The following is a 15,564-nucleotide window of genomic DNA, read 5'->3' as shown; positions in this document are numbered from 1 at the left end:
TTGCACTCCAAAATTAGATACAGTGAATACAACAATAGCATTTATAACTCCTCCGTTTACGCAGTTAAACACACCTTATCCAGCGACAGCATATATTAAGGGGTTTCTGAATACCCTGAATATAGATAGCTACCAAGCAGATTTGGGAATAGAGGTTATATTGAAATTGTTTAGTAAACAAGGTTTGATAGACTTGTTCGACTATGTACATGAACACATAGAAGAGGTCTCTCCTAATATACATCGTATTCTTGCTTTAGAAGAGGATTATATCTCTACTATAGATGCTGTAATAGCTTTCTTACAAGGAAAGAACTCTACATTAGCACATGCTATCGTACAAGAGGATTATCTTCCACGAGCATCTCGCTTTGAACAACTAGAAGAATTAGAGTGGGCATTCGGTACGATGGGAATACAAGATAAGGCGAAGCATTTATCTACACTGTATTTAGAGGACTTGTCTGATCTCATTGTTGAGACAGTAGATACCAATTTTGGGTTTAGTAGATATGCTGAGCGATTAGGTCGTTCTGCTCATACCTTTGATGAGATGTATGATGCATTACACCAACCCTTGACTTATATCGATGAGATTACCCTTGATCTATTGCAACAGCTAATAGATAAGACTAATCCTAAGATAATGGGGTTCTCAGTACCCTTCCCTGGTAATTTATACAGTAGCTTTAGATGTGCTCAGTACATTAAGAAGAATTATCCTCATATCAAAATCACGATGGGAGGAGGGTTTCCTAATACAGAGTTACGCTCATTAAAAGATGTGCGTGTATTTGAGTTCTTTGACTTTATCACCTTAGATGATGGAGAGGCTCCATTAGAGAACTTGATTCTCTATGTAGAAGGAAAGATAGCACAAGAGGAGTTAAAGCGTACGCTTATTGCTAAAGGCAATGAGGTAGTATATATCAATAATCCGCTGAAGCGTGATTATAAACAGGCTGAGGTAGGTACTCCTGATTATTCAGACTTACTATTGACAGAGTATATCTCTGTAATAGAAGTAGTGAATCCAATGCACCGTATGTGGAGTGATGGACGATGGAACAAACTAACGATGGCACATGGATGTTATTGGGGTAAGTGTACCTTCTGTGATATTAGTTTAGACTATATCAAGGTATATGAACCAATAGCGGCAAAGCAGATCGTAGACCGTATGCAGACGTTAATTGAGCAGACGGGAGAGACAGGCTTTCACTTTGTCGATGAAGCGGCACCACCAGCACTAATGCGCGAGGTAGCGTTAGAGATTATCAGACGTAAACTAACGGTATCATGGTGGACGAACATCCGCTTTGAGAAAAGCTTTACGAAAGACTTGTGCTTATTATTAAAAGCCTCTGGATGTGTAGCTGTATCAGGAGGATTAGAGGTAGCCTCAGATAGATTATTAAAATTAATAGATAAGGGAGTTACGGTAGAACAAGTAGCTCGTGTGAATAGAAACTTTACAGAGGCAGGTATCTTAGTACATGCTTATCTAATGTATGGTTTCCCAACACAGACTGCACAGGAGACAATAGACAGTCTAGAGATGGTGCGTCAGTTGTTTGAAGCAGGAGTAATGCAATCGGGCTTTTGGCATCAGTTTGCGATGACTGCTCACTCACCAGTAGGGATGAACCCAGAGGAATACAAGGTAGAGCGTGTAAATGCTGAGATGGGAACATTCGCTAATAACGATGTACCTCACGTAGAGATGAATGGTGCAATACACGATAAGTTCTCCTTTGGACTGAAGAAGTCACTGTTTAACTTTATGCATGGGATGTGCTTTGATATGCCATTACATGAATGGTTTGATTTTAAAGTACCTCGTACGAGTATATCACCTGATTATATATTCAGTTGTTTAAACAACGAACCTTTGACGGTATGTAAACCAAATCAAAAAGTAGTATGGTTAGGGACATTCCCTTATATTGAGTACTTCGAAAAGAAGAAAAAGAATAGAGTGTTTGAAATGGCTCAATTGGTATTCTATACTAAAAAAGAGACGATAGGTGTAGATGTAGATAGAGTGGTAGGGGATTGGTTTGTACATTTTGTCGAGACTTTGAAGGAGAAAGCTTCTCAAACAATGACTTATCAAGAAATGAAAAAGAGCTTTGAAGAGTTTACGAATGAAGACTTTGAGCCATTCTGGTATTCTAAACCAGCACAAGCATTAAAAGATATGGCACTACTAGTGCTTTAGATATAAAAAGCCTCGCATTTACGAGGCTTTGTTTATTTATTGTTGAGGTTTATCTTGTTCTTTTAAACTAATGTTCATAAAGATTGTTCTGTGATTTGCTTTGATAACAGTATCTTTAGCAGGAGTTCTGTTGTATTGTACAGGTTTTAATTTATGAATTGCACCAGTGATAGGGTCAACAATAAGTCCTATAATCCCTCCCAAACCAATATTACCAATGTACCAAGCATTAAAGCTTCTTTCAAAATCAGTTTTATAAGTGTCATATCCTTCACTTGCTATTTTAAGTGTATAAGATTGGTTTTTCTTTAGTTTAGTGTTATATGGTGTCTTACCTACTTCTTTATTGTCTATATAGACTGTAGAGTTCGTAGGAGTAGAGTAGATCTCTATTTTTTGTTTGCTTCCAGATACGATAGTAGCACAACTTGTATTTAATAATAGTAATGCAGAAGAGATTAGTAAGAGTGTTTTTTTCATTAATTGTTATTTTTAAGTGTTTGTGTTTTATAATAATCAACGTTCACTCTATGGCAAGTGCTCCATAGGTTAGGGCGTTTGTGTTTTGTTATTTTAATGACATCTGCTCCAAAGTCTTGAGCAATTTTACGAGCATTATTTAATATATAATTTAGGTTACAGTTGACAGAGAAACCAGAGTCTCCAAATTTGCTACTTCCTACTTTTGTATTTGGTGTAGGAACATCTTCATTCAGTTTAAGTACTATAACTTCTGTATTAAGAGGTGTGTTTACTTTTGCAGTAGTCATAGTAGTACTCATCGAAGAACTGCATGCTCCAAGAGCTATACAAGTGATTAAAAGAAATATTTTTTTCATAATAGGTAAATTTGGGCGTAAATATAGTAGTTAAAAATTATAAAAAAATTAAGAGGATGAAGTATTATAAATATTTATAAGGAGTGATGATTTGTATTTTATATATTCCTTTTAAAAATAGAAAAGCTCCGTTATAAACGAAGCTTTTGGTTTTAATTATAATAATAGCAGTTTTTTATTTCTTGTGCATATTTGCAAAATGCTTAATATCAACTTCTGCATTAGTAAACTCTTTATTACTAGCATTAGTCATAATGTCTCTATCATTGACGAAAGAGTTTATTTTAATAAAAGTCATTAGATTTGGATCATTTAGTTTCTCTACAGTTAAGAAAGCATAAGTTTGATCTGTTGTAATCTTTGGAGAAGTAAATTCTTTGAAGTCTTTTATCTCTAGCTTTTTTAAGATGGTTTTATTCTCTTTACGATCATAAGTACCATAGGTGATGATTACATCTATTGTATGTTCTTGTTCGCTGTATGTTTTAATTGTAAAATGGACATTGTCATCATTAGAAGAAACGTTGTCATCATTAGAACAAGAGAATATCAATAGAAGAAAGAATAGTGAGAATAATTGAGTTAGTCTTTTCATAGTAATTTTTAATTATCAATAAAGATAATGCTTTAAGTGTTATTTAATAGCTAATGCTTTGATTTGTAAACATGTTTTGTAATTACGTGTGGTAGCAGTTACCTTTAGTTTATTCTCTATTAAAGTATTGGTAATCTTCGTTTTTCCATATCCAATATTTGCGACGAGGTATACAGCTGATTCAGTAACTTGAAGTAGTTCTGTGTCAGCTTTTTTGCCTATAAGCATATTTGTACCATCTAGATGTGGTACACTTTCTAAGAAGGTGATATAGAGTCGATTGAGATTTTCTTCTGTTGTAAATGGATTGTCTTTAATAATTCTATCTAGTTGTAATTCCTCGATTGTAATAGTTGGAACATCTAAGTCTAACGTATTAAGTATTGTATTGTGAATATTCTTAGATAAGATAGTACAATCTTGTTCTACTGCTTGATAAACAATATTACCACTCTGAATATAAGTCTGGACATTGTGTAAACCTAAGTCAACACACAATTGTTTTAATACATTCATTTTGATGATGTTCTTGCCACTGACATTTATTCCTCTGAGGAGTGTGATATAAGTTTTCATGATTACTCTTCTAGTTTCTTTAATCCTTGTTCTGTTTTATAAATAATAAATGCTAAACTGAGTATCATCGGTAAGAAGTATATATTGTTTAATAGCTTTGAGTAAGTAGGAAGTAGATAAGAAATACCACTGTATATACCCGTACCTATACCTAAGTATACAAAGTACTTACCACTTAGCTTTTGTGCAAACTCCCAGTTGCGTTGGTTCTTCATTGCACGGTGTGTGCGATACCCTAGTATGCTATTTATTGTTTTGACATGAGGAACTAGTAGTCCTAAGACAATAAATAGACACATAAATATAAGTAGTTCTGTTGCTATCATAGTGTGATTAATTAGTAATGAATAAATAAGTTAACAAAATACTGCCTACGCTTATCCCAATAGGAATTATCCAATCATACCAGCGCATAGGGTCTTTAGAATACCTTAATCTCGCGTAAATACTTGATGCTAATAGAGGGATTATACTGAAAATAAGTATGATAAAATGTATAAACTCTTCTACATGAATAAAATAGAAGACTATTCCCACAAGAGTTAATACTATACCAGTCCAGCGTACTGTTCGGTTAATTATATTAACAGTAGAGGTAATATCATATAGTTTTTTACGTTCATCAGACATCGTGTTGTAGCCTGCTAATAAACCATCAGCATTTTCAGCAGTAAGAAAATAACTTATACCTATGTATATTAAGCCAACAATAATAAAAGCCTCCATATTATTTTTTTATAAAGTTAACAATAGTAGGTACTAGTTCAGTGTGAAGAGGCACATCAGGCTTTGTGTATAGTGCTAAGTTCTCATCCTCTTTTACAACTGTTTTTAGTACGTGATTCATTCCTTTTATTGTCACAAGAGTTGCAGTAGGTACAGCTTGTTTTAAGTTGTCTCCCTGATCTGTTTTGACTTGTAAGTCTTTATCTCCTTGTAAGATTAAAATCGGTTGTTTTACTTTTTTAAGCTCTACAGTAGGATCGTACTTCATCCACGAGATAAGGTAAGGCTGAGCAGAAGTGCGATATAAGCTTTGTAGCATAGGAGGAATGCTATCTACTATTTCGCCTTTTCTAAGTTTAGCGTGAATGTCTTCTATTGATTTTGCAAAGAAAGGCGCTTGTGCCGTTATCTGTTTATACAGTATTTTATCAACTGATTCTCCTGGCCCTTGTAGTGAGATAAGCTTTGATACAGCACTATTGTCTTGGCTAGCCAATGTAGCTACCATGGCTCCTTCACTGTGCCCTATCAAGATAATATTAGGATAGTCCTTTTTGAAATAGTCAATAACTATATTTAAGTCACTCACATTGTCTTCAAACTTAATATCTGCCTCATTAATAGTCTGGTTCTTAATCTGAGCGAACATCCTCTTGTTATACGTGAAGGTGTTGATACCATTCTCTTTTAGCCCTTGGGCAAGGTACTTATACGAGTTCGCATTTACTCCAGCAGGATTGTTTCCATTCTTGTTAGTAGGACCAGAACCCGCTATTATAATAGCGAGTTGTTTACTGTCTTTATTCGCTAAATATAAGTCTCCATCAATTTCACTGTCTACCTGAACAGCTGTTTGTGCAAAGCTAAATGACGTAGCAAAGCATAAGGTAAGTGTAGTTAATAGTTTTTTCATAGTGTTGTTGTGTTGGTTAATATAATGTAGTGATTAGCCTTGTCAGAGTATCTACAAGTAAGATGATTAGTACGAAGACAATAATCATATATTTCTTTTTGAGGTGTGTAGCTAGTTTGAAACCTTGGTAGATATAGTATCCAAAACCAACTAGACAGAGAATACTAGCAAATGACGTAATGATAAAATAAACAAAACCTTGTGGATTACTTTTGAACAATATTTCAGGATTAGCAATATTGTCAATAAGTTGAAGAGAGAAATCACTTAGGTATCCATTGATATCAAATAGTACACTTATATCTAGACATATACGTGCAATCAACACGGTGTTGAGTATATCTATTAGTCGAGTCTTTTTGTTGATGATTTTTCCAAATACAAATAAAGCAAGTGTCATTACTATTGTTGTGATAGCAAAGTCACTCAAGGTTTGGACAAGTGTAGGTGCTGATTTGAGAGTTACTTGTTTTAGAATTGCTATACTACGCATATGAGTTAATAGTTGAAGACAACTAATAACTACTCCAGTTAGTACACCGATTGCTAAGAGCGTTTTATCTTGTATGCTTTCAAATGGTTTAAGAATATAGTTTTTTGTCATAAGGTTGTTGGTTAGTAGTTGATTATTCTTTTTTCTGTAGTTGCTGGATATGTTCTATCATGTCATCTAGTTTGTTTCGAACAGTAGGGTAACTGATATTCATCTGTTGTGCCATTTGCTTTAGACTCCCACTGTTTAGAAAGAAAGCCAGTATAAATTCTTGTTCTTCTCTACCCAACTGTAAGAGGAGTGGGAGAGAGAAGTTACCATTGACAATAGTCTGACAGTGCTCACAAGAAAGCTGGGTGACCTTTAGTTCACTTTCACAACTAGGGCAATGTATAGGTAGTTTGGGCTTAATTGACATAATGTGGATAGTTTGTTTAGTTTTATTGAAGTCTAATTTAATAAAATTAATATTTATATCAAAATAGTTAATTAAAATAAATGAGAATGATACTTCTATAAAACAAAAAAATCCCAAGTATAACACTTGGGATTTAATGGTTCTTATCTAAGAATATTTTTATTCATAATATGCACTAGCAGTAGCTTCTACTGCCGCTGCGTCAGCTGCTACAGCAGTAGCTGCTGCATCTACTGCATAGTCATAAGGACTACTGTAGTATGACATTACATTATACTCATTGTTTGGGTATAAGTTTTCTAGTTTTATTTTTTTACTAGCCAATGGGTTTAAACTATGGTCTCCTTTTTTAACCTTCGCTTCCATTTTAAATACCTCTTTATTATCATCCGTATTTAAAATACTGATCGTATAAGTACCTTTTTTATTACTTAGTACTGTGTACTTAGAAGTATCTTCAGAAGCTTCGTATGAAGAATAATAGTTGTATGGCTCATAATTAAAGTCTACTATACCTACAGAACCATCTACTAATGTTCCGTCCTTAAAAGTAGCTTGATACTTCACCTTACCATTTTCGTAGTATTGGTATGCTCCATCTAGCTCACTATCTGTAAGATTATATTTATACACTATAGCTTCTGTCTCTGCATGATAGATAGTTCTCTCAAATGAAGTACTAGTTCTATAATGCTCTTCCATCAGTAAGTTTGTAGGAGAATAAGCATCGTCTACATTGTAAACTTTTACATAAGTTAACTCTCCATTCTCAAAACCTTTAGTGGTGAAGTTTATATATGACGCCTCAGTTAACACTCCTTCATAAGGAACTCCTTCATGATAAGTCAGCGTAGATAATACTTCTCCTTCACTATCGTAGTAAGTAGACACACCGTGTATCACATTGTCTTTATATTCACTAGATGTTTTCAGAGTACTATTCTCATAAGATTCTATTTTAGTAAGTTCTCCTTTATCATCATAGTAGTTGATATTGATAATCTCATCTCCACTAGAGTACTTAATAGTCTCTTTACCTACTTTATGTCCGTTTTTATAAACAGTTTCTGTTTTGTAATACGAGTCTATGATAGTCACTGTTCCTTCATAAGGCACACCATCTTTATAAGTAGCTGTAGAGATTACCTCTCCTTTTTCATTATAGAATTTACCTTGCTTATTATAGTCGATATCAGCCTGTAAGAAATAAGAGTTACTAGCGTATGAGTTACTACCTGTTTTTAACGCATATCCCTTTTTAGAAAGTAGGTTTCCATCTTGTAGTTTCTCTATAGAAGTTACTTGTTTATCATAAGATAGCTCTATACGAGTTCCTGTCTGAGCGATATAGTCATACGTACCTATTTCTTTCCCTGTTTTGTCGAAATGTGTTTCTTTTACAGGAGTATAAGAGTAGGAGTTAGGTGAGTAAGTAGATACCTTAGCTTTTTTACCATTGTCATGATATTCTACTTCTTTGATTAACGCATTGTTAGAATAGTATGACTCTGTTGACAATACTGCTTTATCAGCATTAGTATCATAATCAGCTTGATATACTAATAATTCTTTTTCATACTTAGCAACAGTAGAAATCAAATCATTAGATAATACATATCTAGTACCAGTGATATAAGACATAGATCCATAGATAGGGTCTAGTTTAAAGTCAATACGACCTATCTCTTTCCCTTTTTGGTCATAGTATACAGAAGTATTGTTTTTTGTAACCTCGAATACTTTACCGTTTTCATACGTTTCTGTTCTTTCTACTAGTTTGCTGTTTTTATAGATAGAGCTTACATTCCCTACTATCATAGTCCCTTCTTTAGGAGTATATCCATCCTCGTTATAAGTGATTTGTCCTTTAGAACTACCATCTTCATTGAAGTATTCTACTTTTTGGATATAACTCTCTTCATTGCTATACGTGATAGATTTCACTGCATTCTTTTTAGGGAATGTATAGTATTCTTTTACCAGTACAGGTACGTTTTGTTTATAAGTATAGATAGAGTAGATCTCATCAGGATGACTATCATACGTATTGAATATGTAGTTCGTTCCTTCCTGATAAGTAGAGTATCCATCGTCTTCTAGTTTACTCGTAAAGGTACCCATTTCTTTACCCGCTTGATCATAGTATACATCTGTTGTTACATTAGCGACAGTTGTAGATTTACTCTTCACTTTTCCTGTTGTATAGTAAGCCACAGTAGAGATCATCGTTCCTTCTCCATATTCGCTGATAGACTGTACTGTGAAGCTGTCATAGTCTAATGCAGTCACGTACCCATCATAAGGTGTCCCACCACTATAAGTAGCTTGTTGCTTTACCTCTCCATTTACATCGAAGTATTTCTCCCCTGTGATATAATTATTCTCATCGAAGAAATAGGCGATATAGTTCTTTTCATTTTTAGGATTGATGATCTCATAGCGAGTATATATACCTCCTTCAGCTTCTACATAGATATATGTTCCTTGCCAGTTATAAATAGCCTGACCATCTTGGATCATATTATCACTATAAGTACATATATATTTATTGCCATTACGAGGATCTATAGTCTCTGCCTTAGCGATCATATTATCCTGATCATATGTATAAGTAGCGTCTATTTTTCCTTCTTTATTATAGTAGTTTACAGCTCCTGTGTATAGAACTTGTCCTCCTTCTTGAAGAGTTCCTTTCCCTTTACTTTCTATCTTCTTAGAAGCTGCATTATATACCTCTATTGATTTTAGTGTCGGTTCGCCTTTGATATCTTTTGCAATTTTAAAAGATTCAGCATTTTTTCTAGCTGTTACATAGTCATAGCTATCTACCCAGATAGTATCTCGTGCTACCTGACTGAACATCGGTGTAGAGAATAAAATGGCTAATGAGAAAATCTTTTTAATCATAGGTTCTTTTTTAAATGGTTTTGTTTGTGTCTTATCGAGGGTAAAAGTAAAGAAGTCTCCCTTATTATTTTCGCATATTAGCAATATTTTATGGTCTGATTCACAAAATCACTATTTTCAGTGAGGCGCTTAGTGCGTATCTGGACTAGCTCATATTATTAAATCTGTGTTATCTATTTGATCAAAAGGAGTATTACATTTGTAGTAACAGTAAAGGATAATAGTCTAAAGTAAAATCTAACTGTTGTTTAGTTCATGATATCCCTTAGTAACAATCTTTGGGATATCCTTTTTTTAAATCGAGAAGTATGAAAACTAGAATAAAGGATAATTTAGCAAGTTTAGAAAAGCGTATTACAGCAGCATGCGCACACAGTGGTCGTTCTAGAGATGAGGTACAACTATTGCTCGCTACTAAGACGGTAGATGCAGATAGAATAAAGATAGCGATAGAGGAGGGATACCCTCTGATAGGAGAGAATAAGGTACAAGAGCTAAGGGATAAGTATGAAGGTATAGGTACAGATAATTGTACTAGACACTTTATCGGACATCTACAGACCAACAAGATCAAAGATATCCTGAAGTATGGAGTAACTTGCATAGAGTCTATAGACCGCATCAGTGTAGTAGAAAAATTACAACAACTCTTAGAACGAGATAACAGAACAATAGATGTATTAATCCAAGTGAATACTTCTGATGAAGATAGCAAGTTCGGGGTAGCACCAGAAGCGGCTGTTGAGTTTATAAAAGAAGTCGCTACGTATGATCGATTACACATCAAGGGACTAATGACAATTGGCTTATTCAGCGCAGAAGAGAAGTTGGTACGCCCTTGTTTTAAAATACTAAAGAAAGTACAACAAGAGGCGATAGCGCTCCAACTGCCTAATGTAGAAATGAAAGAACTCTCTATGGGGATGAGCCATGACCTAGAAATAGCGATTGAAGAAGGGGCTACCATCGTTAGAGTAGGTACTGCCATCTTCGGTGAACGTATCTATCCAGATAGCTACTACTGGAACGAAGAGAAGAATATAAAGTAACTCAATTCAATAAAAAAGCCTTCTTTTGATCAACAAGAGAAGGCTTTTTAAATTTATATATAAAAACTACAATGAGGAAGTTATTCCACTACCTCAATTTTTTTCTTTTTAAATAATAGGTTGCTATTCATCAGTACGATAGCGCCTAGTATCATTAATATTCCCATCCATTGAATGAAGATAACTTCTTCTTTTAGAACAAAGAAAGCTACTGTCACAGAAGCAGGTAGTTCTAATGAAGAGATAATACTTCCTAGGCCAACTCCTGTCAATGGGAATCCCATATTCAAGAATATAGGAGGTAATACAGTACCGAATAAGGCTAATATAAGTCCCCATCCGTAGAAGATACTCCAGTCAAAATCACGGATACCAGAAGTATTGTCAGAGAACATCGTATAGAAGCTCATCATCGCATCAGAGTTATTAGGCCCTATCTGTGTTATGATCACAAAGATAGATACAATAGTCGCTGCACCACATAGCATAAACATACTTCGCTTAGGAGCTGCTAAGTGATTAGCGATACGCCCTGAAGCAAATAACGTAGTAGCAAAAGAGCACGCTGCCATAAAACCAAATATCACTCCTCTAATATCTAACTTGATTTCACTAAACAATACATTAGTCGCTAATAATGTCCCTGATAAGATTAAGATAACAGAGATTATTTTTAAGAGATTAGGAAACGTTTTAGTCGCGATACTGTCTAATACGATACCGATCCATACAGACTGCATTAAGAGAACTACTGCGATAGAAGCATCGATATAACTCACAGCCATATAATATAATACAGAAGTGAATCCCATCGAAGTACCAGCTAAGATTAATTGTCTAATATCTTTAGAAGTCGCCTTTTGTTCATCACTAGACTTCTTGCGTAGCACATTGATTAAGGTCACACAGATTAACCCAATAAGTACTTGAGACAATGTTACTTCTGCAGTCGTATATCCCTGTGCATAAGCCAGTTTTACGAACGAAGCTAACATACCGAAACTAGACGCTCCGATAGCAACTAAGAAAACACCTTTTGCTGTATTTTGTTCTTTCATTTTTATTACTTTTTGCGTGGCAAAGGTAGTCATATTTTTTTCAGCAGTCTAGGACAAATGTCTAGCACTATACTTCGGTTAGGAATTAGAAATTATAAATTAAGAATGTTTGTTTTAATGCTCCTATAAGCCATCTATATCTAGGTTGGCTTGCACTTTCTAGAGGTTTGCTAGGAGTATCCTTGGGGTTTGCTTGCCTAGAAGGCTATTTTGTCGAAGGAATGTGCAAGAATACCCCTAGCAATGTGCTAGTATAGTAAAATGAAATAGAAAGATTAGCTAGTAGAAAGTGTAATGCAGGGATGGTGTAGAGATAAGAAAGGACTTTTAGATAAGTCACTAAAATCAAGTGAAAAACTAAGGAAGTATAGTTGAGATAATAGTATATTGGATAAAAGGAAAGGAATATTACAAAACGAGGGGATCTGTTTGTAAAAAAGAAAAGCCCATAACATCACTGTTATGGGCTTCTCTGGAAGTGCTATAATCTTATTTCAGATTGTTGAAATTTCTTTTTACGAAGGCAGTAAGTTCTTCACCTTTTAATAAACCTTGAGATAGTTTTGCAAGGTCCATTGCTTGTTTGATACTTTCTGTTCTAGTTGCTTCATCAGCATTACCGATGATGTTAGATGCTAGAGGAGAGTTTGTGTTCACCACTAGGTTATACATCTCAGGGAAGTTACCCATACCGAACATACCTCCACCACCTGACTGGCTCATTTCTTTCATACGACGCATAAACTCAGGCTGTGTAATGATGAATGGCTCTGCTGTGCTGTCCATAGCTTCTAGCTTCACAGTATATTTATCTTTAGGTACGATATTCTCTACGATCTCTTGTAATGATTTTTGTTCATCTTCAGATAATCTAGAGATTTCAGAATCCTCTTTCTTAATCAAGTTATTGATATGGTCAGAGTCTACACGTACGAAAGTAGTTTTCTCATTATCGCTTTCTAACTTTTGGATCAAGTGAGATACGATAGGAGAGTCTAATAATAATACTTGGTATCCTTTCTCTTGTGCAGCTGCGATATAGCTGTGTTGAGCATCTTTATTAGAAGCATATAAGATTACTAGATTACCGTCTTTGTCAGTTTGGTTATCTTTAGTAGCTTCTTTTAATTCTTCTAATGTATAGAATTTATTATCTACAGTAGGGTAAAGCATGAATGCTCCTGCTTTTTCGTAGAACTTCTCTTCAGATAACATACCGTATTCTAGTACGATTTTGATATCATTCCATTTGCTTTCGAAGTCTTCTCTATTTTCGTTAAATAACGATTTTAACTTATCAGCTACTTTACGAGTGATATAGTTAGAGATTTTCTTCACATTACCATCAGCCTGAAGGTAAGAACGAGATACGTTCAATGGGATGTCTGGAGAGTCAATAACTCCTTTTAACATTGTCAAAAAGTCAGGAACGATACCTTCTACATTATCCGTTACGAATACTTGGTTTTGGTATAATTGGATTTTGTCTTTTTGCATTTGAAGATCAGCACTTAACTTAGGGAAGTATAAGATACCTGTAAGGTTAAATGGATAATCTACATTTAAGTGGATATTGAATAAAGGATCTTCGAATTGAGTAGGGTATAACTCTTTATAGAAATTCTTATAATCTTCATCACTTAAGTCAGCAGGTTGTTTTGTCCATGCTGGGTTAGGATTATTGATAATAGTATCTACTTCTACTTTATCATCTCCTTCGCCTTCTTCATGCGTACCGAACTTAATAGGCACAGGCATGAATTTATTGTATTTTACTAATAACTCACGGATTTTATAGTCTTCTAAGAAGTCTAGTGAATCCTCCGCAATGTGTAATACAATCTCAGTACCTCTAGTCGTTTTGTCGCATGCTTCTAAAGTGTACTCTGGGCTACCATCACAAGTCCAATGTGCAGCAGGCTCATCTTTAAATGATTTAGTGAAGATTTCTACTTTATCCGCTACCATAAAAGCAGAGTAGAACCCTAGACCAAAGTGTCCGATGATACCTGTGTCTTTAGCCGAATCTTTATATTTCTCTAAGAACTCTTCAGCTCCAGAGAAAGCAACTTGATTAATGTATTTTTCTACTTCTTCTTTAGTCATCCCTAGACCTTGGTCTATGATGTGAAGTTTTTTATTGTCTTTGTCTATTTTAACTTCAATGATAGGGTCTCCATATTCTACATTAGCCTCCCCTATACTCGTTAAATGTTTTAGTTTTAATGTAGCATCAGTAGCATTAGATACTAACTCTCTTAAAAAAATTTCGTGATCACTGTAAAGGAACTTTTTAATAAGTGGGAAGATGTTCTCCACTGTAACGTTAATTTTTCCAGATGTCATAGTTGTATGTTTAATGTTATTTGAATTTTTAATATTTTTACAGTGTTGTAAGGACAAAAAAGATACCAAAGCAAAAAGAGTGTCACTTTGTCAGAAAACTCAAGGTTATCTTATTTCTTCGTAACTTTGAGAAGAGTATCGCGCAAAAGAAAACGTAACAATAATAAAAAATCTATGAAAAAATTAGTATTATTTGGTGCACTGGCTCTTGCAGTAGCATCGTGTAAGCCTACTATGGACACAAAATCTCAGGTAGGGATAAAAGGGAATTGGACTTTAACGGATATCAAGCACATCGGTGGTGAGTTCGTAAAAGTGAGTTCATTTAATATTGCTGATTCACAATGTTTTATTGGGAGCCAATGGAAATTCGTTTCTAACAATAATACAGGTGTAGTAGAATTGACAAAAGGAGGAGACTGTCCTAGTTTTGCAAGTGATTTTAAATGGACTGTTACTCCGAATGGTAACTTCGAATTTAAATTCGTCGATGAGGGTGTCAAAGCTAAAAATGTAACAACAGGGTATTCTCTACGTGTGAAGAATCAAACAGCTAATACATTTGAGTTAGTTGATAAATTCTATGCAGGTGGACAATCGTATGATGTGACATACCGCTTTACTAAGAATTAATTTACCTTTTAAAACAAAACAATAAAACAAGATGAAAAAAACAGCCACATTTATATTAGCAGGAACATTATTAATCTCTTCAGTATCTTTAACAGGATGTGAAGCTGCTAAAAACTCTAATAAGACACAACGTGGTGCTGCTATCGGTGCTGCAGGTGGAGCTATTATCGGAGGGATCTTAGGAAACAATATCGGTAAAGGAGGTAACGGTGCTCTAGGTGCTGTACTAGGAGGTGTAATCGGTGGTGCTGCTGGAGGAGTGATCGGAAACAAGATGGATAAGCAAGCACGTCAGATCGAAAACACGGTACCTGGTGCTCAAGTAGAACGTGTAGGAGAGGGAATCAAGCTAGTGTTAGGAGAGAATTCTGTAAACTTTGATTTAAACTCTTCAACGTTAACACAAAGAGCAAAAGATAATTTAGACAAGTTAACTACAGTATTTAAAGATCCTGAGAATCAAGATACAGATATCGAGATATACGGATATACGGATAATACAGGTAGAGAAGAGTATAACTTAAGCTTATCTAAAAAACGTGCAGCATCTGTAAGACAATATTTAGCGTCTAAAGGTGTAGCTGCTAATCGTATGAAGACAGATGGTTTCGGTGTAGCTGACCCTATCGCTTCTAACGATACGAAAGAAGGACAAGCTAAGAATAGACGTGTAGAGTTTGCGATTAAAGCAAATGATAAAATGATCAGAGATGCTTATAACGAATCTGGTTCTTACTAATCAGATGAATATGATACAAAAAAAGGTTCCTTAAAAAGGAACCTTTTTTAT

The 15,564-nt window shown here is 34.7% G+C and carries 16 protein-coding genes; 4 read left to right on the top strand and 12 right to left on the bottom strand.

Annotation, left to right across the window (positions count from 1 at the left end; genetic code table 11):
* Positions 1 to 22 precede the first annotated feature (22 nt).
* Positions 23 to 2,221 (top strand): B12-binding domain-containing radical SAM protein, encoded by a 2,199-nt coding sequence (locus MODO_RS08060; protein WP_006260654.1) that lies wholly within the window; start codon positions 23 to 25, stop codon positions 2,219 to 2,221.
* A gap of 36 nt (positions 2,222 to 2,257) precedes the next feature.
* On the opposite strand, the gene MODO_RS08055 is transcribed toward MODO_RS08060, so the two are convergent.
* From MODO_RS08055 to MODO_RS08010, 10 genes are all read right to left on the bottom strand, one after another.
* Complete coding sequence (locus MODO_RS08055) at positions 2,258 to 2,701, bottom strand: PEGA domain-containing protein (protein WP_006257078.1); 444 nt, start codon at positions 2,699 to 2,701, stop codon at positions 2,258 to 2,260.
* A complete protein-coding gene (locus MODO_RS08050; RefSeq protein ID WP_006260655.1) occupies positions 2,701 to 3,060 on the bottom strand; it encodes a hypothetical protein in 360 nt (119 codons plus the stop codon). Before MODO_RS08050 ends, MODO_RS08055 begins: the two co-directional genes overlap by 1 nt.
* A gap of 175 nt (positions 3,061 to 3,235) precedes the next feature.
* Positions 3,236 to 3,655, bottom strand: coding sequence for a hypothetical protein (locus tag MODO_RS08045; protein WP_006260656.1), 420 nt, complete (start codon positions 3,653 to 3,655; stop codon positions 3,236 to 3,238).
* Between the two features lie 39 nt (positions 3,656 to 3,694).
* Positions 3,695 to 4,231: a DUF1697 domain-containing protein gene (locus MODO_RS08040; RefSeq protein ID WP_006260657.1), complete on the bottom strand. Its 537-nt coding sequence runs from the start codon at positions 4,229 to 4,231 to the stop codon at positions 3,695 to 3,697.
* A gap of 2 nt (positions 4,232 to 4,233) precedes the next feature.
* Positions 4,234 to 4,557 (bottom strand): SdpI family protein, encoded by a 324-nt coding sequence (locus MODO_RS08035; RefSeq protein ID WP_006260658.1) that lies wholly within the window; start codon positions 4,555 to 4,557, stop codon positions 4,234 to 4,236.
* Positions 4,558 to 4,564: 7 nt separating this feature from the next.
* On the bottom strand, positions 4,565 to 4,957 hold the full coding sequence (locus MODO_RS08030; protein ID WP_006260659.1) for a DUF3784 domain-containing protein: 393 nt from the start codon (positions 4,955 to 4,957) through the stop codon (positions 4,565 to 4,567).
* A 1-nt stretch (position 4,958) separates the two neighbouring features.
* Positions 4,959 to 5,870, bottom strand: coding sequence for an alpha/beta hydrolase (locus tag MODO_RS08025; RefSeq protein WP_006260660.1), 912 nt, complete (start codon positions 5,868 to 5,870; stop codon positions 4,959 to 4,961).
* Between the two features lie 16 nt (positions 5,871 to 5,886).
* Positions 5,887 to 6,474: a hypothetical protein gene (locus MODO_RS08020; RefSeq protein WP_006260662.1), complete on the bottom strand. Its 588-nt coding sequence runs from the start codon at positions 6,472 to 6,474 to the stop codon at positions 5,887 to 5,889.
* 22 nt (positions 6,475 to 6,496) lie between these two features.
* Complete coding sequence (locus tag MODO_RS08015) at positions 6,497 to 6,781, bottom strand: DUF2089 family protein (RefSeq protein ID WP_006263001.1); 285 nt, start codon at positions 6,779 to 6,781, stop codon at positions 6,497 to 6,499.
* 159 nt (positions 6,782 to 6,940) lie between these two features.
* Entirely contained in the window at positions 6,941 to 9,688 is a 2,748-nt protein-coding gene (locus MODO_RS08010) for a toxin-antitoxin system YwqK family antitoxin (RefSeq protein ID WP_006260664.1), read from the bottom strand.
* Between the two features lie 308 nt (positions 9,689 to 9,996).
* On the opposite strand from MODO_RS08010, the gene MODO_RS08005 reads away from it, so the two are divergent.
* The gene (locus MODO_RS08005; protein ID WP_006260665.1) at positions 9,997 to 10,737 is read left to right on the top strand and encodes a YggS family pyridoxal phosphate-dependent enzyme; all 741 of its coding nucleotides are present in this window, start codon (positions 9,997 to 9,999) and stop codon (positions 10,735 to 10,737) included.
* A gap of 80 nt (positions 10,738 to 10,817) precedes the next feature.
* Here the strand turns inward: MODO_RS08005 and MODO_RS08000 are convergent, their stop codons facing one another.
* The gene (locus MODO_RS08000) at positions 10,818 to 11,795 is read right to left on the bottom strand and encodes an EamA family transporter (RefSeq protein WP_006260666.1); all 978 of its coding nucleotides are present in this window, start codon (positions 11,793 to 11,795) and stop codon (positions 10,818 to 10,820) included.
* Positions 11,796 to 12,284: 489 nt separating this feature from the next.
* A complete protein-coding gene (htpG, locus tag MODO_RS07995) occupies positions 12,285 to 14,141 on the bottom strand; it encodes a molecular chaperone HtpG (RefSeq protein ID WP_006257065.1) in 1,857 nt (618 codons plus the stop codon).
* Between the two features lie 87 nt (positions 14,142 to 14,228).
* Here htpG and MODO_RS07990 point away from each other — a divergent pair, with 87 nt between their 5' ends.
* Positions 14,229 to 14,774, top strand: coding sequence for a lipocalin family protein (locus MODO_RS07990; protein WP_006257064.1), 546 nt, complete (start codon positions 14,229 to 14,231; stop codon positions 14,772 to 14,774).
* Between the two features lie 31 nt (positions 14,775 to 14,805).
* Positions 14,806 to 15,513, top strand: a complete 708-nt coding sequence (locus MODO_RS07985; RefSeq protein WP_006257063.1) for a YiaD family glycine zipper/OmpA-like lipoprotein — start codon at positions 14,806 to 14,808, stop codon at positions 15,511 to 15,513.
* Positions 15,514 to 15,564: the final 51 nt, after the last annotated feature.

The organism is Myroides odoratimimus, assembly GCF_001485415.1.
Taxonomy (GTDB): Bacteria; Bacteroidota; Bacteroidia; order Flavobacteriales; family Flavobacteriaceae; genus Flavobacterium; species Flavobacterium odoratimimum.
The sequence above is the reverse complement of the archived record's forward strand: the minus strand, read 5'-3'. Positions and strand labels throughout refer to the sequence as shown.